Consider the following 21,944-nt stretch of genomic DNA (forward strand, 5'->3'; position numbering starts at 1 on the left):
CGCACCCTATAGGGTGCGAATTACTTTAAAAAAAAGCTCTTTATTTATTAAATTTTTCCATTATGAAGTCAAAAATTGAATTATATACGATAGAGAAAGTAAAAGAACGCAGAGAACAGCTAGATATGAAATTAACCTATTTTGCTGATTGTATGAATATGTCTCATCAATTTATCTCTAAAATAGAAGATTGTGATACAGACAAAGCATATAATCTTGATCATTTGAATGACATAGCTGTTCTCCTTGAATGTTCTATAAAAGATTTCTTCCCAGATAAACCTTTTAAGAACAACAAAAAATAACAATCATTTCTCTCCTTTTTAGATTGTGATATTTTTTTCATGGTATTGTATTTAAGTTAGCAAATAGTATTCCTCGCAAAACTAATTATTCAGTTTTTGAATTATTATTAGATCCGGTTAAATCAAAAATCACGTTTCGCTTTGATAGTATAATCCACAAACAATATTTTGATCATCCTTACAAACTAAACGTTTCCCCACAAGATTACGATTATTTTTCCGTAAACAATACAACAAAGATATGATTTCAAAAAAACACTTCCAAAGAAATTAGAATAAAAAACTTTACCATGACAAAGTTTTCTATTCCAATAATAATATTTCCTTTATCAAAATTATACTATAATGAAAACATCTATTGATAAATACATCATTCAAAGAGTAAAAGAAATTCGAGACGCAAAAGGAATAAAGCAAGACGAAATAAATGACAAACTTGGATTTGCCACAGGTTCCGGCTATATCGGAGGCGTTGAAGCAAATGGAAAAGCAAAATACAACATTTATCATCTAAATGAACTAGCCAAAATTCTTGACTGTGATATTGCAGATTTTTTTCCACGCCCGTATCAAGAAGAAAATTCTTTAAAAGAATATCGAGATTATCTTGCAGAGGCAAGAAGGAAAGCAAAGGAAAAAAGAGGACGAAAAGAAAAGTAACTTAATATACTCCTTTTTTTAGTTTTTCATTATTTCTGGTTACAATTCTTCTAAATCCTTGATGCAGTCGGTAACTTTGTTCCATCAAAAAATGGCAAAATAAAACCATCAGTTTAGAATAAATCTAAAAGCATAAATCAAGAAATTAGTAGTATCTAAAGTTAACCTAGGATTTAGCCTCTCTTTTCCTGGGGTTATCCATTCCCGTTACATGACGGCAGGGTGACTATTGGGTGACAGTTAGGCGCCATCGCCCGATCATCGCCCGATTATCGCCGCCGTTTTAACAAAAGAAAAGCAAAAATAACACAAACGAATAACCCATCAACTAGACCAATAACGAGACTTTTCACATGCAAGAATAATATTTCAGGCCATTAATCCCCGGTAAAGATTGGGAATAATGGATAAATCAACACACACTTTACCTACTCGCATAAATGGCCAAAAATAGCTTGCCTCCTTATGACTATCATATTAACAACTATTTTTTTCAAAACATTCTTTTCGATAAATCTCAATTTAAAAGTTTCATATATCATTGTCTCGTTCTGTTCCTTATTTTACTTTCACCCATTTCACGGCATAAGTAATTATAAATAAATGTACAAATATTGCCCTCTCTATTTTAAAGATGCTCTACCCGTTATTGAAGAAGGTGATGTCTTTAAACTTGCTATCCAATATAATAAGACTAACGAGTGTATAAATGGCGGAGTAGATGAGAGAGTAAATGAGGGAACAAAAGGCAAAGATACCTTATTAGAGATAATAACAGGAACCGGAGGGCTGACCACGAAAAAACTTGCCGTTCGATTAGGAAAAAGCAAAAGAAGCATAGAACGTTATATCCGTTCAACGCCACGAAGCTTAAGTACATGAGGTTATTTTACAACACGTTTCTGGCTAGTCACACACCACGTGACCAATTGATATGGACGCACTACCGCTCTTGTGTTTGGAAAAGTGATTGACGAAGCCGACATGAAAGACTTGGAGGAAATGAAAGCCCATGATGTCGGTTTGAAAATGATGCAAACAAAGGCGGCAACAAAAACCCCTTTGACAAGAACTTTCATCCGGCAACTTCATTAAAACCATTTTATGAGAAGATTACACAGTCTAAAAACAAATCAAAAACCTGCAACATCTCGCACATGGGAGATAGAAAAAGACATTGGCACGTGGCCATAGTTTGTACCACCCCAAAAGGTGGTACAAAGCAAAAAGGTGGTACAACAAGAAAAAGATGATACAAGGAACCTCATTGAAATTTCCACGTTTAGAGCCATGCCATATTAATTCTGATGGAGGGTACGGCTTATCTAAGCGAGATATTTCGTAATTTAGATATGCTAAAAGCATTTCATAAGCCCGTATTCGGGAAACTTTATCATCCCACACGGTCATAAAAGAAACATCCAAATCATAATCACTAACCCGTGAGGATTCTAAAACATTCTTTCATGTAAATAAAGCGGCATCCAAGAAGGTGGAGCCAAGCTTTAAATATTGATACGTGTAAATATTATCGTTTAAATAATCCATTAAACGTTGTGTATGCTCTAACAAATAAACACGTACATATTCATTACTCACGAACGAAACACGTTTAGATTCTATTTCTTTAAGTTCCGTGTAATAAATAAGTTTGCTATACAGTATCGGTTTCAATTCTTTAAAAAACAAGATTTCTTCCTCGATGTCCTTGAAACCATTACAACAGATGTATTCCTTTACTTTCTTCGCGACGTTATTAATAATCTCTATTGCCTTCACTGACAAATTTAACGTGTTAATTCCTTTAAGCGAATAAATTTCTTTTTCTAATTCGCTTACTATCATCATAAAATACTTTTTCATAATACACTAATTTGTTGCGGCAATGAAAAAACAATTAATGATACAAAGAAAAAACGATAACTTGCTAGCATCCAAAAGAAAAAAAAAATTATAATATCAGGTTTTCGCACCTTAATATAGAGATAGTTAAAAGATTATTTATGACACAAGTTTGCCATAAATAAGTTAAAAACAATCCTTATTAAGAAAATAAGGGTTTATTTATATGTCTATTTTCCTAGCACAAGAATAAAACTTAGATACCTCTAGGACTCTATCGTACACCTAGACCAACAAAGAAAACCCGTGAATAACTAAAAAAAGCATCCACGGGTTCTCTCAATAATTCTTAAAAGCACACTTTAAAACATCAGCTTACTCTTTCAAGGTTTCACGACAAAAGTTAAAGCATCCTTTACCACTTCACTCCAATCTTCATTTGTCACACGCACGGAAACAGTATAACGGCCTGCAGGAATTTTGTTTTTGGGTTCGAAAGGGTAAAGTAGCACACCACCACCCCGAATATAAACATCTTCCTTAAAAAGAAGGGCAGCCTCATCACCAGCAGTAGAGGAAACATCATCGATCGAGAAAGAAATCGGCTCCGTTCCCACGTATCCTTCCATTCTTAAACTCACCCATGGAGCCTTACTTTCTATCCGCATGGCATCCAACGAAGGATCAGGAGTTAAACGAATCACGATTGAATCCGGATTATATGACGCATCCTTGGTGATAAGGTAACCAACCGTAGACTCATGACATCCTCCCAGCACCATTCCCACAAACATGAGCAAATACATTATCCATAATTTTTTCATCTTACATTTCCTTTAGTGTTAATAATTACATATTGCCCAACGTAAAATCATATCCCAAAGAATGAACCACACAATTATTCGGTTCTATATTCGTTGAAGCTAATTCTTCAAAATTTTTCACCCCGAACGGAGAATCCAGCGAAGATCCAAACAAAGTAACAGGTCCCATTTCCGCCACCCCGTTGTAGTCCGTCTTGTACGTGTAAAGGTGAATCCGATTACCAGCCAAGGTAGTGTAATCCTTTCCACCTTCTCCTACCGCCGCTCCAGAGGTTGCCGGTTTGCCCGCAGGAACATCATCCCGATATATCTTTCCTTTCACGATATGACGTTTCAGCTGGGCCGCACACCAAGTCGGATCCATATCGGTCACCCGTTTGATCCCTTTCTCCAACATATAACGACGAATAGAATGATTGGTTGGTCCGAAGAAAGTGATCTCTTTTAAATCGGGATCATTCCCCTCAAAAATCCGAACTATTTCCTCCCCGGCATGACGCACCATCAATGCCGTTGAATCCCAATTATAAGAATGTCCCGGAGCCTCCAAATACTCTAACAAGCTACCATCAAACTTACCATTACTCACCCCGGAGTACCAGAAATTATCTTGGATACAACTACTTACAGACAACATAAAAATTAATATCGTCATCCATCCTTTTATTTGCTTTGCTATCTTTTTCATTTTATTGCACTTTTTGGTTCCAGTAAACATTCTGTCGAATCAACTCATTATTAACGAATATATAAGAAGAAAATGATAAATATAATGCCCCATCCCGGATATCCTGGTCTGTCAAGTCCGCGTAGGCTTCGGACAACTCGTTCCGGATATAATCATAATCAGTATGCCCGTTCAAATGATTGAACCCGTTGCGCACGACATCATACCAACGATTATCCTCGAACAAAAATTCTTTTTCCCGTTCCCGGAAAATAGCAAGTTTTATATCACCCTCAGCTGTCGTATATTTATGATTATCATTTCCATAAGCCCGGTGACGAATGATATTCAAATCATCCTCAGCATTCGCTTTACCTTGATAAGCCCGACATTCGGCCCGAAGCAAATAAATATCAGCCAGCCGCCACACGACACGGTTCATCTCCATCCCCATGTAAAAAGGCTCCAGCGAATTATCCTCTTTCGCATAATAGGGAAAACGATATTTCTGGAGAAAAGCCATATCTATTCTTCGATTATCGTATGCCGCACTAATCGTCTCCCCTGCCCCTAACAGCCCATTTTCTTCCTCCACTTTCCAAGTCGACCGATTCAAACGGTAATAACGAGATCTTCCGTTCTCCTTCACCACGTATTTCTGCACCATTTCCCCCGAGGCTTGATTGTAAATGACATAGAGGGAATCGGCATCAACAGCATAAAAATAAGCATCACGACGCATATCTTCCTTGTCATACATTCGATTCACTCGTTCTTTATAAAACTGTGTGGAATAATTATCCGGATCCGGCCCCATATTAGACTCCGTACGAACAGGATAGGTCGAGAAGAAAGTTTGCTCATAATAAGCGTCCTGTCCAAACCCATAATTCGGATCAAATTCACCGGAGGCAATCGTGTTCAGAATTTCCCAAATTCCTTCACTACTTTCCCCTTTCATCACTACATTGCACACTTCATGCGGATCAGTTGCCAAGGCGTAATGCCCTACCTTACCCTCTATAATCATCGTACAGTATTTTTCAGCCTCTTTCCAGTATTCCGGCTTATTCTCCACGGCTGCCCTCCACGCATAGAGTTGAGCCAAAAGAGCGGCGGCAGCTCCCTTACTAGCATATTGTTTGGAAGTACGAGGCTTACCATACCCATCCGTTAATTCCTCGTAAATAGGCAGTTCAAAAGCGATTAGCGCACTCTTTTCAACCTCGTCAAACACCTCTGACACAGGACTTTGTGGAACAGGAGGGTAATTCACGTAATCGGTCACTATCGGGACTTCTCCCCATTCCCGGGCGAGTTCAAAATACCCGATAGCTCGGGCAAAATGAGCTTGTTGCAAATAAGGACGTAATTCTTCTTCCGATATCTCAAAACGATGGGCATTATCAAGAAGCATGTGCGCTTGTTCTATAATGGCATAGCACGAGGATACACTACACTCGTACCGAGAAGGGGCCATACTCCGATAGGCATCAATTTGGTAATCATACACATCTACCAACAGTCCCGCTCCACAATGTGCCGTAGCAACATAATACATTGCTCCCATCGGCATTTTGATCATTTTTATTTTGCGCTCGCAACCGGCTAATATCGCTTCCGCATCCTGAACGGTTTTAAAATAATTTGTATAAGTCACACTATTTTCCGGTTCTACCTCCAGAACACCTTCGCATCCCGTATTCCACAAAGCAGAAAACAAAAGTAAATAAATAAAAATCTTTTTCATGCACGTTAAAAGTTAAGCGTTAAACCGATTGTCCATTTCTGAGGAAGAGGATATTGTCCTCCATCATCCACTCCCGTGTAGACACTAATGACCTCCGGATTCCCCCCAGAATAATTGCTCCAGTAAAAAATATTTTCACCCGTAACAAAAACACGAGCCTCGCTCAATCGTATTTTCTTCACGAATTGCTTAGGAAGATTATACCCCAACGTGATTTGTTTCAAGCTCACACTATTCACTTTTTCTATCTGGGAACGTAAAGACTCCGCATAGGTCCCAATACGTCCATACGTCGTGTTATCTCCTTCTTTCGACCAAAAAGAGACACCACGCAAGTCTACAAACACGGGATTACCTTGAGTTAAAGTCCACGCATTATTATTTCGCATCTGTCTACTTAACGTGATATTAAACAAAACATTCAAATCGAAATTTTTCCACGAAATCTCGTTCGCCCACCCACCATGAGCCATGGGGAGAGACGTACCATAAAACATGCGATCCTTATTATTTATCACTCCATCTCCATTAAGATCCATGATCTTGGGAGTCCCGACCAGATTACTATAACCCGTTTTCGCACTTATCGTGATGAGACGATCATTCGACAGGTATTTCTCATCTCCCTGCATATTATAATATCGGGGCACCTCATCCTCATTCTGGAAATAACCGTCATCCACATACACGTTGAACGCATTTACCGGCCTTCCCTGTATAAGATTACCTATATCCCGCCCGTTAGCCGATTTTTCAAAACGGTTCCAATTTCGCGAAACATTAAATTTTGTACGCCACTTCACTGCCGATTCCCGAAAAATATCAGCCTGCACGTCAAACTCGATACCCTCGTTGGATACCTCCAACGCATTTTGCATTTGTGTGGAATTATAGTATATGTCTCCCGGAAGGGATACCGAATATAGCAAACCGTCCGTGTACTTGTAATAGTAATCGAATTTTAGTCCCACTCGATTATCAAACATATCCATGTCAAGCCCGATATCATATTGTTTTGTTTTCTCCCACGTCAATTCCGGAGCGATGTTTTCTCCCGGTTCTGCCAGCGTTACTCCATTGAAACTCCCTCCTTCCATTTTCACGATACCATGCGCCAAGTATGCGTCATCAAATATCTGGCCGGAAGTCCCGTAGCTTGCTCGAACTTTTCCCCAAGAGAGCCAACGCTCTGTCCATTTTTTTATGAACGACTCCTCTGAGAAAGCCCATCCTAACGCTATTGACGGGAACTTTGCCCAGCGGTGATTCTCCCCAAAAGTAGACGAACCATCCTGACGGTAAGTAAATTCAACAAGATAACGTCGTTTGTAGTTATAACCGATACGGCCAAAATAACTAACCATAGTTTTCTCCTTAAAATTAGACTCGTAAGTTGTCAAGGGCCTATACCGCGGGCTTGTGGCTGTTCCGTAATTATGAATTCCGCCTTCCACCTGAACCGGATAATAGTAAACATAATCACTTCCACTTCTCCTCCCCGAACCTTGCATAGAGAACTCTTGGTCTTTGGAAACACTCAATCCAAGCAACAATTCGATATTATGTTTTTCCCGAATGCTTGTATTGTAGCGTAATAACTCTTCAGTCAAAAGAGAAATTTTTCGAAGCATACCGCCTTTAGAGTAATTTTCGTTAAACTGGGGATCTAACGTACTGGGGCGGAATTGATTCAAATTTCCTTGCGTAAAATCAAGCATACCGGAAACAGAAATGGATAAACCTTTCAAAATCTCGTATTCCATCAACAAACTTCCTTGCGCCCGATAGTCATCTGCCCGGGAACGCTCCCCGTTTTGCACTTTCAACCAATCTTCCTCCACGACACCGCCTCCAAGCAACAATGTACTCATTTCACGGGGATTCACGGTCATCCCCTCGTAACGGTTGGAAATCATGGAGCCGCTATTAAAACTCCGGTCCATATACGCCCCATATACCCGACCGTCTATTCGTAAATGAGGAACCGGTTGTGCGGACAGGTTGAACAAAACATTAGCACGGGCATATCTGGAATTTAACATGATTCCCGTTTCGTCATAATACCCTGCCCCCAACATGTATTGAAACTTGTCGCTCCCCCCCGATACTTGCAAATTTACATTTTTCACGTTAGCCGTCCGGGTCGCATATTTATACCAATTCGTCTGGTTATTATAAAAAGGATTCAAACTATCCTGATATAAAGGCTTCTTTTTCTTACTTGCAGCAGAAACTGTCCCGTTTCCCCACCAGCCGTCATAACTACTTGTCCCTCCATTTTCCCATGCTTCCTCATAAGAAGTCGGGTACACGTAAGACCCCATTGACGAGTTATAAGTAGATCCCCTCTGATTCTCAATCCACAAACTCTTGATCCTGCGTTCCATTCTTCCTCCCGTTTGCTCCGGGTATTCCAACATTTTAGATACAGAATAGGAACCATTCACGATAAACTTATTGTATCCCGCTTTCCCCTTTTTAGTCGTAATCAGAATTACCCCGTTAGCAGCACGTGAACCATAAATCGCAGCCGCAGCAGCATCTTTCAGCACAGAAACCGACTCGATCATACTGGGATCCAAATCCGCTAGAGTATTCGTTCCAGTCTGGGGTGAAACAAAGGATTGCATGGGCATACCGTCTACCACGTACAAAGGCTGGTTATCGGAAGCTCCATTCGCACTGTTTCCCAAGACACTAACCAGTGAATTATAGCCGCGTATCGCAACATCCGCCGCACTCCCCGGGGCCCCGGATTGATTCACGATATTCAAACCCGGCAAACGTCCCTGCAACATACTGATGAAACTAGCAGCGGGAAGTTCCTTCATCTCCTCCGCAGTAATCGTGGCTATCGAACTGACAACCTCTTTCTTATTCTGCGTGCTATAAGCCCGCACAACTACCTCATCCAACGCCGCAACATCTTCCTTCAAAACTACTTGCAAAGTGTCTTTTCCCATTTTTTCAGTAAACTCCATGACTATTTTTTGGTAACCGACATACGAGAACTCCAACTTACCTTTCAGTACAGGCAGTTTTACCGCAAACCACCCGTTCACATCCGTAGCTACCCCCACGGATGTCCCGGATAGTTGAATCGTGACACCCGGCAAAGGTTGCTTTTTCACATCCCGCACGAATCCCCTTAACGTGATAGACTTGACTCGAACTGAATCTATCTCGATTGCCGGCTTGATAATAACCATCCCCTTGATTATCTCGACTTGATAACTTCTCCCCAGAATACGAGCTAACACATCCATTAAATCAGCTTTCTCGACTTGAATCGTCACCCGGCTATTCATATCCAGCTCTTCATTACTAAAAAAGAAATCCAGCTCTGTTTGTTTCTTCAGTTCACCGAATACTTCTTTCAAAGGCATGTTTCTCACATCCAGATTAACCGTTTTCACTTGGGCTTTGACAGAAGCATGTACTTCTAGCAACCCTAACATCAAAAAGAAAAAAGTCAGTTTCATCATTAAAAATAATTTAGAACGCGGAGTTCGTAAAACTCCATGCCACATTCTTGGATTTTTTTTCATACTTTTGTAATTAGAAATTAACGTTACTCTAACCACACTCTGCAATACGTGGTTAGAAATTGATTTTCACGAACCGGGATTTGTTACCGCAATTCCCGGTTTTTATTTTCATTGATAACTAATGATCACACATTTTCCATTTTCCTCAAATTTTACTCGCGTCGTTTTTTCTATTATCGAAAAGATCTCCCCTGCCACAAGATCTCTCCGAACCACTCCCGTGAACGTTTTGTTTTTCAAATTTTCTGAAGCAAAAAAGACTTCAATATCATACCATCGTTGTAATTGCAACATAATATCTTCCAAACGCATCGCCTCGAAATAAAACTTTCCCTCCCGCCAAGAGATACAATTATCCACGTTAACTCGGGTCACGTCCACCTTGCTGTTTGAAAAATCGGCTTGCTCGCTCGGGTTCAAAACCGCCAAACTTTTCCCCAAAGTATCCAGAATCTCGATCTTCCCCGTGACTAACGTCGTCAGGACGTTTCCACGATCCCGGTAAGCGTTCACGTTGAACGAGGTCCCCAGCACTTTCACCGCCATATCATCAAGCATAACATAAAACGGTTTACTCGCATCTTTGGCTACTTCAAAGTAAGCCTCCCCTTTTAAATATACTTTCCGCTCCCCTCCCCTAAAATTTATCGGGAACTTTAACTCGGAAAAAGAATTTAACCACACCTTCGTCCCATCGGGAAGTTCTAGAAAATACTCCCCGGCCTTGGGTACAACCATCGTATGATACACTAATTCCTTGTTTGCTGGTTGCCGCTCTGCATCCTGATAAGAAATTTTCCCCGACGAATCTATCCGGACCTGCACCCCCCGTTCCACGAATAACGTATCCGCTCCTTTTCGCGACAAATCCATCTGAACCTTGTTAGACAATAATAAATACGCCTTATGCTGCCCGGGGGCGATAGAAGTTGACGCGACTGAAACGGGCTGTACATTCCCCCTCTCTTTCTGCAATAACCATAAAGCACCTCCCACGCACAGAGGAATCATAATCATTGCAGCATATTTCAAGAGATTCCGGACAAAACGTCGGGATTTGAATTTTAACCGGGATTGAATGTTTCCCCATATTTTTTGTTCATCGGGAGATAAATCCTCCATACCGCGTAAACGCTGAAATTTCTGAACCAATTCATCATCTCCCCGTTCACGCAATTCGTCCGCCAACGCTTTCATATCGAGAGATTCCTCCCGATCCAGAAAAGCTTTTAGCCATTTACTCCCGCTATTTGTTGATGTTTTTTCTTCCATTTTCACTTGTCTTTATATCTTTAAGACAAGATCAAGGAACAAACGGGTGAAGTGAAAATCAAAAAATTAATACAAAATCAAAAAACAATAATAATAAAACCGATAACTCGCTATCAGACAAGTTCATTTCATCTCGCAATTTTTTATAGCCCAACTTGATTTGAGTTTTTATCGTGTTTTCAGTAATTCCCATACGAACAGCGATTTCCTTGTATTTCAAGCCATCCACGCAACTCATGATAAAAATTTTCCGACATCGTTCCGGCAAACGATCCATGGCATCAAACAATCTTTGTCGCAACTTCTGAAGTTCCTCCGCCTCCCGCCAGTCAAAAGCTTCCTCTTCCGTGTACTTAACCTCTTGCTCGTATTTTCTTTCAACATCCTCGTGCAAACGCATGTTAATACATGCATTCTTTACAGCTCGTTGTAAATAGCTATAAACTGAAGTGGTATATTGAATTTGTTCTCGTTTATGCCAGAATTGCACGAAAACATCCTGAATCACATCCTCCGCCACACTTTTCTCATTCACGAATCCTAGTGCATAAGCATACAGCATCTTCATATACTTTTTAAAAAAGTATTCAAAAGCCGCCGCATCACCTCGCTGCATCCGATTAATATAAAGCATTTCTTCTTGTATATCAAGCATCACTCCACAAATTGCTCCTACAAATATAATAACAATTTTGTTTTTTATATATATTTCATTCAAAATCACAATAATATTAGCAATTTCAATTCTACCTCATGCAATATTGAAATATTTCTATATGCAAATATTATCATTCAAATAATCCATTAAGCTGTGTATACTCTAGTAAATAATAAATTTGTCACGAATAAATAACTTAAAAGTAACCCCTATAAAAAACAAGAAATTATTCATACATAAACAAATTATATTCAACCACATAATACATCACATCAGAATACATCCACATCCATAAAAGAGCTTTTGGCACCCTTTTTTATTCTCCTATTTTAGACTCACATGACAAAGGACTTGCATTATATTTGAGAAAGAATTTTTATTTCTTAATTTTGCAAAAACAATTCGAGGATGTCAATAGAGTGTCATGAAATATTAAAAGCCGTAAACCAAAAAGATTTGAAATCTTGGAAAACGCTTTATGATTTTTATTATTCAGCTCTATGTTCATATGCCAATAGTATAATTAAGGATAGTGAAACAGCAAAAGATCTTGTTCAAGACATATTGATCAAGATTTGGGATTCGAATGGCCATTTTAAGGAGGTAAAAGATTTAACTTGGTTTCTTTACCGGGCAGTATATAACAATTCATTGTATCATTTACGTTCTTTACAAGTTCGCGAAAAAGCCTTTCGTCAAATAGCGGCAGAGGAACAGTTAGAATTTGATGACGAACAATTTGCCTTTACCGTACAAGAAGAATTAATCAGGCAATTATATGTGTATATTGATGATCTACCTAAAGACCGTAGAGAAATTATCCTGTTAAGCTTAAAAGGGTATTCGGGAAACGAGATTGCAGAAACGTTGGGAATAACGATTAACACGGTAAAAAAGCAAAAGAACAGAGGCTTTAAATACCTTCGAGAAAAATTGCAAGATAGTGTATGGTTATTTCTCCTCTGAAACATCGTTTGAAAAAAAATTATTTTTTTGTCACACCAATTCGCTTTTTTGCATTTTATAGTAGATATAAGATGTAAAAATGAAAGAACGATTTATAATTACTATTGAATTTTTCCGAAAATTACTGACCGAAAAAGATGCTCAAAATGCAAATAAAAAATCCGATGAAATACTGCAGGACAAGCATCTAGGACCAATATACAGGAATTTACATGATGATGAATTTCTTGTCAAAAAATTTATAGACCCTAAAATCCGCAACTATCATCCAATACACGATTAAGGGTAGATTTATGAGTCGTTAGTAGTAGCTTTCAGTAAAAAGCAACAGCACAACATCAATATGTAGCCAACATCCCCTTACCCCACGATGCGACTTGAGGTAATACGCAGATTCTAACCGGAAAGAAAGGATTCTTATCCGAATTCTGTTTTGAAGGGTTTTGCATAAGCGCGGTTCTCTGTGTAGATATTCAGCACGTATTGCCTTGCAGTCATGATCCACTTGGCAGGTACGGAGATGAATCTGAAGACAAAAGCCTTTATGCGACTCGTTTTCTTGAGCCCAAAAGCCTTGGTGTCAAGCCTGCTCATGATGGTCTTGTAGAAATTGTGTATCAATGCAGTAAGCAGAAGAAAGACAGTATTCTCCGCCATGAATGACTTGGGGAGCCTGCTCCAACCGAATCCGTTGTTCATGTCGTCAAAGATACGTTCCTTGCCGCCACGCAGATTGTAGAATTCAACAATGTCCCTTGTCGATGACTTGTAATCGTTGGTCAGAATACAACGGTAAGTGTATTCGCCTTCCCACAGGTCAAGGTCGCCACTGTTGCGTCTTTGTCTCTGGATGACAAGACGATAGCACTTGCCTTCCCATTTCTCAACGAGAATGGAATTGAGTTCGAACTGGATGCCGTTAATCTCCTCCGTCTTCCATCCTCTCAGAGCAAAGATGTCATTGTAGAGCGAACTGCATCGGTTGGCACGGATGTAGAAATGTTTGCAATGCTTCTCTATCTCACTGACGATTTCCTTCGAGCAGGAACCGCAGTCTGCCCTGAAGCGATTTACACGGATGTTCTGGGATTCCAGAAGAGCGAAGAATCTCTTATGGGTGTCTGCCTGATGAAAACGCACATTCGTGTTGCCATCGCTGTTCTCGATATAGACTATCTTGTCACCGATAACATATACGCCAGGCCTGTAGCCGAGGAACTTTTTGTAGGTCGGTTTTGCATCATACTTCTCCGTTTCAAGAAACTGATGGTCAAAGTCAACATCGTATTCCTCAATTTCCTTCAACTCGCCTGTAGAAACCAAAGCGTTTATAAGCAATGTGTTGAGTTTGTCTGCAGTATTGAAATCATAGGTCTTGCCTTGGTCGGAAGTATAGGAGATGTTTTCCTTTGTCAGTTCCTTGATGGCTCTGAGGATGGTATCAGAGCTGCATGTACGAAGGGTAGGATGATACGAGAGATGGCGCATCAGTTGTGACGTTACGTCTTCCACGCATGAGCCGCCACAGAAATAAACGCTCATCAGCGAACGGACTATCTCGCTGAACTGATATCCGATGATACTGCGGCATCTCTGACCCAGTGTTGAGTCGATAACGGGTGAAAGCATGGAGTCAAATTTCTCCATGATTGAAAAAATTCCTCCAAAAGGTGTGAGTTTCTCAGATTTTATTTGTACCTTTGCCATGCCTTGTTACGATTTTCGCTTGTTTTCTAATTGCAACATACTACTGGTGCGATAAAATCGCATTAGTTTTAAATATCATCAAATAACGAGAGTTCTTTGACATTTTGGTTTGAAATGATTGATGAGTCTAGCTTGGTTATCAACGACCGCAGGTCAGTCCTTTCCAACGCGGATATTCTAATCAGGGTAGCCACCTCGGTGATTGAATAAGGGCTGTTGCTGGCAACCTTTATTCTTACTACTGTCAGATACGATATGATGGCAGCCCAAAGATGGATTTTGACAGCATTTTCCGAATATCCCCACAGAGTTTTTACGGTAATGTTCTGTTTAATCCACTTGAAGAATACCTCTATATCCCATCGATGGCGGTACAAGTTGGATATTTCCAAGGCACTGACTTCAAAGTTATTGGATATAAAGTCCACAATAGTATCATTATCAGGGTCATAAACGCGGACAAATCTCATGGCTTCGGGATACAGCTTGCTTGAGTTATACCCCGTTACCCTTATACGGGAGTCTTCCAGTACGCCAGACTTGACATCGGAAATATCCATCTGCTCGACAGTCTCGAATTTCATGTTCTCTTTTGGACGTGATACCCAAAATGCCTGAGCCTGATGAAATCTGAAAAGTGCTTTAAAGTCAACATAGGCCTTATCCATCACGTAGAAAGCATAAGGCTCCGGTGCCAGTGCATCAAGCTCGTTGCTGTCATGCCACTTGCCGTCCGTGATATGGATATTGGCAGGTATGCTGCCTCTCAAATCCAACAGGGCGTGCATCTTGACAGCTCCTTTGCTGTATTTCCCCAAAGCCCACGTTGCAAGCCTTATACTGGTTGATATGGTCGTGGAATCAAGCGCATATATCACGTTATCAATGGTAATTTGAGACAGTTGGATATTTGAGAACATCGGTCTGACCGTGGCAATCAAATAAAGGCCCAGCCCCTCAAAAATGCGATAATCCCTGCTTTCGTTTGCACGAGACAATGAGGTATGGTTCACGGCCTTACGAAAACCGAGATGATAAAGCATCTTGTTATGGGCTTCGAGGCATAGACAAATATCCCTCAGAGAATCACATCCTGTCAACTGTCCGAAAAGCAGATGAAGGAGGTGATTGTAACTGCTGAGATTTTTGGTATGCCAATCTCCTTTATATTGCTTTACGAGTTTATCAAACTGATAACGCGGTATATACTCGACAACTTGGGAAAATACAAACTTGCCTTGATTCATAATCCTGATGTGTTGAAACTACAGGACTAATAAATCATTTTCAAATCAAAAAATCAATGAACGCTTATATTTGACTAAAAATTAATCGTTTAACTACAGTGGTGTGGTTTTTATCGCACCACTAATAATTGCAACACTAAGATAAGTGAAAAATCTGACACAGCAAAATCCTGGGCAACTTTTTGTTGCTCAGGAACTTATAAATTAATTTAAATCAAAGTGTTGCGGAATTAAGGTAGACTATAAAGGGTATTCTCCCGCAAAAGGATATCAAGAATTTGTCACAACCATACGGAAAAGAAGACTTAGAAAATGGTTGATTCGGGGAGGCTCCGTGGCCGCAATCGTAATTATATCATTAAGTACAATTTGGATGTATCATGTAGAAACAGTTGTACCATCAACGAACGAACCATTTGCTATAGCTGAAAAAAGCGTGATCCCGGCAGGTAGCAGTAAGGCTCAAATTACACTGGCTAATGGAGACATCGTTCACATGGATAATGATTCATTGAGACTCAAGGTTCGGGAGGGAATAGAAATTAACTATACGGGAGGGAAAATCTCTTACAAAAATAGTGAAGAGATTACCGAGTTAGTTTATAATAAATTGGAAGTGCCGATCGGGGGAGAGTGTTACATCGTTTTGGATGATGGAACTGGCGTATGGGTGAATGCAGGTTCCAAGCTTACTTATCCGGTAAAATTCGTGGGAGCAGAACGAGTTGTGGAACTAGAAGGGGAAGCCTATTTTGAAGTAACACCGGGAAATAAACCCTTTATTGTTCGATCTACTTATGGGAATGTATATGTTCACGGGACATCTTTCAACGTGAAATCTTACAAAGAAGAAGAAAAGACTTACACGACATTAGTTTCCGGAAAAGTGAGTTGTACATACGAGAATCAAGAGATCGAATTACAACCGGGAGAACAAGCTATTACATCCAAGCACGAGGCGATGGAAAAAAGAAAAGTGAATGTAGCTGAATACATTGGTTGGAAAGACGGGTTGTATATTTTTAAAAGACGCTCATTAGGATCAATCATGAATGAATTGGCTCGCTGGTATGACATCGAAGTCGTGTACAAGGATGAAGGATTAAAAAATATATTATTTACAGGAAATCTTAAACGGTATGATACGATTAACACCTTTATGAAAATTATTAAACGCTCTGGAGATATTAATTATCGAATAGAAGGAAAAACAATTATTTTATATAAGTAAAAAGGAGACATAGGATTCAAATTTCTCACGTCCGAAACCTATATACTCCTATTGTATTCATTTAATAATTACAAATGTATGAAAAAGAAACGAATGTGTGACAAATGGAAGGAGATAAAATCCTTGTGTAAAACTTTTTTAATTATGAAATTAACATTTGTTCTATGTGTATTTTTTACGTTTCATTTGTCTGCAAGTACACTTGCACAAGACAACCGGATTTCTCTAAAGTTAGATAATGCCACCTTGGAGGAATTCATAGAAGAGTTAAAGGAACAGACAAACATCAGTTTCTTTTACAATGCTTCATTATTTTCTGAAGTGTCAAAAGTGTCTATAAACGTACAAAATGTTGCTTTAAAGGACGTTTTGAAAAATGTTTTAGAAAAACGTGGATTCGATTTTGACTTTGAGGATGACGTAATCGTAATTAAAATGAGGAAAATTCCCTCTCAACCCCAGCAAACGAAAAGAACCGTAAAAGGAGTGGTGAAAGACGAAACGGGAGTGACCCTACCAGGGGTTGCAGTTTTGATCAAGGGGAGTACAACGGGAGTGGTAACCGATAATCAAGGAAATTATTCCATATCCGTAAGTAGCGATTCAGTCACGTTGCAGTTCTCGTTTTTGGGATTACAAACAAAAGAGGAAGTTGTCGGTAAACGCTCGGAAATAAATGTAGTACTATTATCTGACACGAAAAAAATTGATGAAGTGGTAGTTACCGGTTACCAAACGATCTCTCGAGAACGGGCAACCGGGTCTTTCGATTTGATCTCAGCGGATCAATTGTCAAGACCGACATCAGATTTAGCCTCTCGCCTAGTTGGGGTCACGGCTGGGGTACAAAGCAATTTGGATGCAGATGGTAATCTGATATTTGAGATTCGAGGACAAACTTCTCTAAATAAGGATAATGCACGTCCATTAATCGTTGTTGACGGTTTTCCCGTGGAAGGCGAATTTAGTTCAATCAATCCCAATGATGTCGAGAGTGTAACAATCTTAAAAGATGCTGCCGCAGCTTCCATCTGGGGGGCACGTTCCGCTAATGGGGTAATTGTAGTTACAACGAAACGTGGAAAAATGTCCGCAAAGAAAGGTGCGAAGATAGAGGTTTCTGCTTTTGTAAAAGTTGCCCCGAAATTGGATTTAGATTATTACAACCCATTAGCCTCCTCAGCAGAAACAGTGGAGTATGAACAAAAAGGGTTTGAGACTGAGTTTTTCGGAGTAGGAGGCCTTGTCAATGGCAATTATTGGGAAGCTACAGTCTCTTATTCTCAAGCGGTTGTTGCCTTGAACGAACATCGTTTAGGACATCTCTCCGATACCCAGCTGAATACAGCATTGAATAAACTTCAAAACCAAAATAACAAGGATCAAATCCGTAAATATTTATTGCAAAACCCACTAACACATCAGTATAATGTAAATATTTCCGGGGCGAACGAACGAAGTAGCAATTTATTATCCTTAATGTACGAGAGTGATCGAGATGGTTTCAAGGAAAATAAGAAAGATAAATTGATGGTTAATTATAGGACGGATGTCAAACTATCCAAATGGCTGGATTTCAATTTTTCGGGGATGGTTCAATATAACAAGATCAAGAATAGTGGTATCAACGCCTCGTCTTTACCACGCTATGCTAGTTTTGCAAATTATACATCTCCCTCTTTCGGGGCCGCTATTGGTAGTATAAAGGAGCTTTCTCCCTATGATATGTTAGTCAACGAGGATGGAACACGCACACAACTTAGTGGGAATTTTTACGTACCGATTTTAGAAAGTCAAGTCCCTAGTGAAAATTTTCCTTATGTAGATTGGTCGTATAACCCAATTACTGAAATCGAGAATCGTGATTTAGGCCGTAAAGAACTGAATACAAGAATTCAAGGAGGATTTTTAGTCCGTTTATGGGAAGGCTTTACCTTCGATACGAAATTACAATACGAGATGTATAACACGTATTACAAGGATGTTTTCAACGAGAACACGTATTATGTTCGCAGATTGATCAATACTACTTCTTCTTGGGATAAGATTAGTGATGAGGTTACACCTAATTTAGCTAAAGGAGGTATACGAGATGAGGCCAAAGTTGACGTGCGAGCTTTCAATTTCCGTAATCAATTGAATTTTGTGCGCACATTTGAGGAACGCCATGCCGTGAATGTTATTGCCGGAATGGAAATCAGTGAACGTGTCCGGGAACAAACTACTTACGCTCGCACATACGGGTATAACAATAAGACCCTAAGCGTGGGGATTTTCCCTAATGGCCCGATGGGATCCGGTACAAAGGACTGGCAAGGAAGTAGTAATGATTACAATTATGCATTCAGTTACACGAATGGTTTTAACTATATCTCCGATCGTTATTTTTCCTTATTCGCAAATGCAGCTTATACTTTTGATGACAAATATACGCTTTCAGGTAGCGTACGGACAGATGCTTCCAATTTAATCACGGATGATCCTAAATACCGTTATTCTCCTTTTTGGTCGATCGGTTTAGGCTGGCAGATAGGAAAAGAAAAATTCATGCAAAAATATGATTGGATTGATCGTTTAAATGTCCGCCTTACTTATGGTTACAATGGAAACGTGGACAGGTCTACTTCTTTTCGACCTTTGATTAATGTTTCCCCAACTCAAAATACCTACATACAAGATGTTACAGCCACTATACAAAGTTTCGGGAATCCTTCTCTACGTTGGGAAAAAACCGGAACTTGGGATTTTGGAGTAGACTACACTCTCTTAGAAGGTAAATTGTTCGGAAAGATTGATGTGTACAGTAAAATGGGGAAGGACTTGATTGCTTCTATGACAATCCCTTCGGTAAATGGAACTTCAACACAAGCTCTTAATGCCGCAGAAATGACAAATCGAGGGATAGAATTGGAAGTCGGAACTTCCCTGAAAATACTTGAAAATGATATCACTTGGTCCGGTAGTGTGAATTTTTCATATAACAAAAACCGTATCCGTAAGTTGCACAAGTCTATGTATACCGCAACGGAATTGTACGAGGGAAGTACTCGAAGTTATCTCGAAGGTTATGACGCAAACACTCTATGGGTATTTAAGTATGCCGGGGTTATAAACAAAGGCAATGAAAACAACCCTGACTGGCAACCGGTAGTAGAGGGTGCGAACGGAGATATGTATGACTTTACAACTTCGACTCCTGGTGATGGAAGAAATTATATGAAACATGCAGGGACGAAGGTGGCTCCTTATAGTTTCGGTTTCTCCAATTCTTTTAAAATATATGATTTTAATATCTCTTTTCTTATAACAGGAAAATTTGGACACAAATTCTTGCGCCAATCCTTCAATTATCCAAGCATGTGGGATGGGAAGGCATTACCTAACAAGTATTATCAAGAAATCGTTTCATCAGATCCGAGTGACAGAGTACCCATTCCTTTTGGGAAGTCGGAGCCTCGTTTCTTATATTGGGACCGTTTTTACCCCGTTTTAGATTATTTGGTTGAAAATGCCGGTCACGTTCGCTTACGTGAGATTAATATATCTTACCAAATGCCTTCACACTGGCTATCTCGTATAGGAATCAATTCTTTAGCTCTTTATGCACAAGGTAATGATCTGTACTCGTGGTTCAATAATAAATACGATGAGGATCCGGAACATCCTTTGGGAAGCGTGAAGCCTCAGGCTACTTACACATTTGGTTTAAGGTTTGATTTTTAAGATTTTGATTATGAAAATACAGAAATATTTGATCTACTCTTTATCATTGTTCTTGTTCGCATGCAATGACTTTTTAGAAGAAAAACCTTCTAAAACAACATCTTTAGTACCGGAAACGACCGGACATTTGGAAAGCTTGTTGAACGATTATAGTTCCTTTTACTTGGAAGAGAACAGTACGGCTTCTTTTAGTTCGGATGATTTTGGATTATACCGAGAACTTTACGAGGCCAAAAATAGCGTGTATAACATTTCCACGGTAGAATTTGCCACTTGGGATATGGAATACCTTCCTGCAGCAAGTCGCGATGCTTTTTGGACAACGGAGTACAAGAAAATCTTCACAGCTAACATGATATTGGATTACCTACCTGAAGTAAAGGGAGATGAAAGTACGAAGGCTCTCCTTCGAGCAGAAGCTCATTTAATTCGAGCATATAGTATGTGGGTACTAGCTAATACTTATTGCTTACCTTATAGCGATATTAACAAGCAGGAACCTGGATTGGTTCTTAAATTGTCAACCAATTTTGAGGAATCTATGAAACGTGCTAGCTTGGAAAAAACCTACGACCAAATTGAAAAGGACCTACAAGAAGCGTTGAAAATAAACGTGGACTTGACCATGGTAAACGGGAAATACAAAATATGGAGAGCCAGTCTTCCTGCAGTGCATGCTTTTGCCGCACGCTATTACCTCTTCATGAACAATTATAACGAAGCTCTAAAATATGCTGATCTGGCTTTAAAAAAACACGCAGATCTAGTGGATTATAACACGGAGATGCGTTATAGCACACAAAAAAGGACTGTGATTATCAATGGACAGGAGGTTGAAATCAAGTATCCACACACTTTTGATAATCAAAATGACATGAATGACAAACTAGGCTGGAAAGAGTTTTATTATTTCCGCATGCTGAATAATTCTTTCTGGTGGTATGTTCCCAGCAAAGAACTCTTGGCATCCTATGACCATCAATATGATTTGCGTTACAAGTATCATTTCGTCCTTAATTATTCCTACGACATGGGAGTGATCAGTCCTGCATATGAATGGCCCGGTTATGTCTTTTTCTTTAAAGATAGAATTCCTTCCGGTCCTACCGTTGCCGAGATGATCTTAATTAAAGCTGAATGTCAGGCTCGGGAAGGAGATTATACGGCTGCCATGAATACGGTCAATTTGCTTAGAGCAAAACGTATGAGTAATGACGCACCCCGCACGGTAATCAATTTATCGGCAGAATCACCCAAAGAAGCGATCTCCCAAATATTGGCAGAACGCCGTCGTGAAATGCCGTTCACCATGCGCTGGTTTGATATTCGTCGTTTTAATAATAACGATTATCCTGATGACGATGTGATTTTAACCAAAGAGTTTTATCCTTATACAAATTCATCCATTCGTGGAAACGAGCCCCTTAGGACATATCGTCTTGAAAAACAATCACGACGGTTCGCACAACCCATTCTGACGACAGAAATCGAGAGTAGTCGTGGAGAAATAGAACAGAATAAATATTGATTTATAGATTTTAAAG

At 39.6% G+C, this 21,944-nt stretch carries 17 protein-coding genes and 1 pseudogene; 9 read left to right on the plus strand and 9 right to left on the minus strand.

Features of this window, described 5'->3' with window-relative positions:
* The first annotated feature begins 62 nt into the window (after window positions 1-62).
* The 4 genes from F1644_RS08745 to F1644_RS08760 all read left to right on the plus strand — a co-directional run bounded on the left by F1644_RS08745 (window position 63) and on the right by F1644_RS08760 (window position 2,060).
* Window positions 63-305, plus strand: a complete 243-nt coding sequence (locus F1644_RS08745) for a helix-turn-helix transcriptional regulator (RefSeq protein ID WP_118305184.1) — start codon at window positions 63-65, stop codon at window positions 303-305.
* Window positions 306-650: 345 nt separating this feature from the next.
* Complete coding sequence (locus F1644_RS08750) at window positions 651-965, plus strand: helix-turn-helix domain-containing protein (RefSeq protein WP_118305183.1); 315 nt, start codon at window positions 651-653, stop codon at window positions 963-965.
* Window positions 966-1,568: 603 nt separating this feature from the next.
* Window positions 1,569-1,847 (plus strand): hypothetical protein, encoded by a 279-nt coding sequence (locus F1644_RS08755; protein WP_118305182.1) that lies wholly within the window; start codon window positions 1,569-1,571, stop codon window positions 1,845-1,847.
* Window positions 1,848-1,919: 72 nt separating this feature from the next.
* A complete protein-coding gene (locus F1644_RS08760; RefSeq protein WP_158571947.1) occupies window positions 1,920-2,060 on the plus strand; it encodes a hypothetical protein in 141 nt (46 codons plus the stop codon).
* Window positions 2,061-2,087: 27 nt separating this feature from the next.
* On the opposite strand, the pseudogene F1644_RS08765 reads toward F1644_RS08760, so the two are convergent.
* The 7 genes and pseudogenes from F1644_RS08765 to F1644_RS08795 all read right to left on the minus strand — a co-directional run bounded on the left by F1644_RS08765 (window position 2,088) and on the right by F1644_RS08795 (window position 11,523).
* Window positions 2,088-2,828: pseudogene (locus F1644_RS08765) on the minus strand (RteC domain-containing protein).
* Window positions 2,829-3,190: 362 nt separating this feature from the next.
* Entirely contained in the window at window positions 3,191-3,631 is a 441-nt protein-coding gene (locus F1644_RS08770; protein WP_118305179.1) for a hypothetical protein, read from the minus strand.
* A gap of 25 nt (window positions 3,632-3,656) precedes the next feature.
* Window positions 3,657-4,319 (minus strand): fasciclin domain-containing protein, encoded by a 663-nt coding sequence (locus F1644_RS08775; protein ID WP_118305178.1) that lies wholly within the window; start codon window positions 4,317-4,319, stop codon window positions 3,657-3,659.
* 1 nt (window position 4,320) lies between these two features.
* Window positions 4,321-6,048: a RagB/SusD family nutrient uptake outer membrane protein gene (locus F1644_RS08780; RefSeq protein WP_118305177.1), complete on the minus strand. Its 1,728-nt coding sequence runs from the start codon at window positions 6,046-6,048 to the stop codon at window positions 4,321-4,323.
* Window positions 6,049-6,053: 5 nt separating this feature from the next.
* The gene (locus F1644_RS08785) at window positions 6,054-9,533 is read right to left on the minus strand and encodes a SusC/RagA family TonB-linked outer membrane protein (protein ID WP_245168617.1); all 3,480 of its coding nucleotides are present in this window, start codon (window positions 9,531-9,533) and stop codon (window positions 6,054-6,056) included.
* A 171-nt stretch (window positions 9,534-9,704) separates the two neighbouring features.
* Window positions 9,705-10,868 carry a FecR family protein gene (locus tag F1644_RS08790; protein ID WP_118305175.1) on the minus strand — a complete coding sequence of 388 codons (1,164 nt, stop codon included), beginning with the start codon at window positions 10,866-10,868 and terminating at the stop codon, window positions 9,705-9,707.
* Window positions 10,869-10,926: 58 nt separating this feature from the next.
* The gene (locus tag F1644_RS08795; protein WP_147344487.1) at window positions 10,927-11,523 is read right to left on the minus strand and encodes an RNA polymerase sigma-70 factor; all 597 of its coding nucleotides are present in this window, start codon (window positions 11,521-11,523) and stop codon (window positions 10,927-10,929) included.
* Window positions 11,524-11,934: 411 nt separating this feature from the next.
* Here F1644_RS08795 and F1644_RS08800 point away from each other — a divergent pair, with 411 nt between their 5' ends.
* Together F1644_RS08800 and F1644_RS08805 are read left to right on the plus strand one after the other, a co-directional pair.
* Entirely contained in the window at window positions 11,935-12,492 is a 558-nt protein-coding gene (locus F1644_RS08800; RefSeq protein WP_118305173.1) for an RNA polymerase sigma-70 factor, read from the plus strand.
* A gap of 79 nt (window positions 12,493-12,571) precedes the next feature.
* A complete protein-coding gene (locus tag F1644_RS08805) occupies window positions 12,572-12,775 on the plus strand; it encodes a hypothetical protein (RefSeq protein ID WP_168044614.1) in 204 nt (67 codons plus the stop codon).
* A 134-nt stretch (window positions 12,776-12,909) separates the two neighbouring features.
* Here F1644_RS08805 and F1644_RS08810 read toward each other — a convergent pair whose 3' ends face one another.
* Both F1644_RS08810 and F1644_RS08815 read right to left on the minus strand, forming a co-directional pair.
* On the minus strand, window positions 12,910-14,199 hold the full coding sequence (locus tag F1644_RS08810) for an IS1380-like element IS612 family transposase (protein ID WP_008766692.1): 1,290 nt from the start codon (window positions 14,197-14,199) through the stop codon (window positions 12,910-12,912).
* Window positions 14,200-14,267: 68 nt separating this feature from the next.
* Window positions 14,268-15,446 (minus strand): IS4 family transposase, encoded by a 1,179-nt coding sequence (locus tag F1644_RS08815; RefSeq protein WP_168044627.1) that lies wholly within the window; start codon window positions 15,444-15,446, stop codon window positions 14,268-14,270.
* A gap of 373 nt (window positions 15,447-15,819) precedes the next feature.
* Here F1644_RS08815 and F1644_RS08820 point away from each other — a divergent pair, with 373 nt between their 5' ends.
* From F1644_RS08820 to F1644_RS08830, 3 genes are all read left to right on the plus strand, one after another.
* Window positions 15,820-16,677 (plus strand): FecR family protein, encoded by an 858-nt coding sequence (locus F1644_RS08820; RefSeq protein ID WP_168044556.1) that lies wholly within the window; start codon window positions 15,820-15,822, stop codon window positions 16,675-16,677.
* A 144-nt stretch (window positions 16,678-16,821) separates the two neighbouring features.
* Entirely contained in the window at window positions 16,822-20,400 is a 3,579-nt protein-coding gene (locus tag F1644_RS08825; RefSeq protein ID WP_158571949.1) for a SusC/RagA family TonB-linked outer membrane protein, read from the plus strand.
* A 10-nt stretch (window positions 20,401-20,410) separates the two neighbouring features.
* Window positions 20,411-21,928, plus strand: a complete 1,518-nt coding sequence (locus tag F1644_RS08830; RefSeq protein ID WP_209279558.1) for a RagB/SusD family nutrient uptake outer membrane protein — start codon at window positions 20,411-20,413, stop codon at window positions 21,926-21,928.
* Window positions 21,929-21,944 lie beyond the last annotated feature (16 nt).

Source organism: Butyricimonas paravirosa (genome assembly GCF_032878955.1).
Taxonomy (GTDB): Bacteria; Bacteroidota; Bacteroidia; order Bacteroidales; family Marinifilaceae; genus Butyricimonas; species Butyricimonas paravirosa.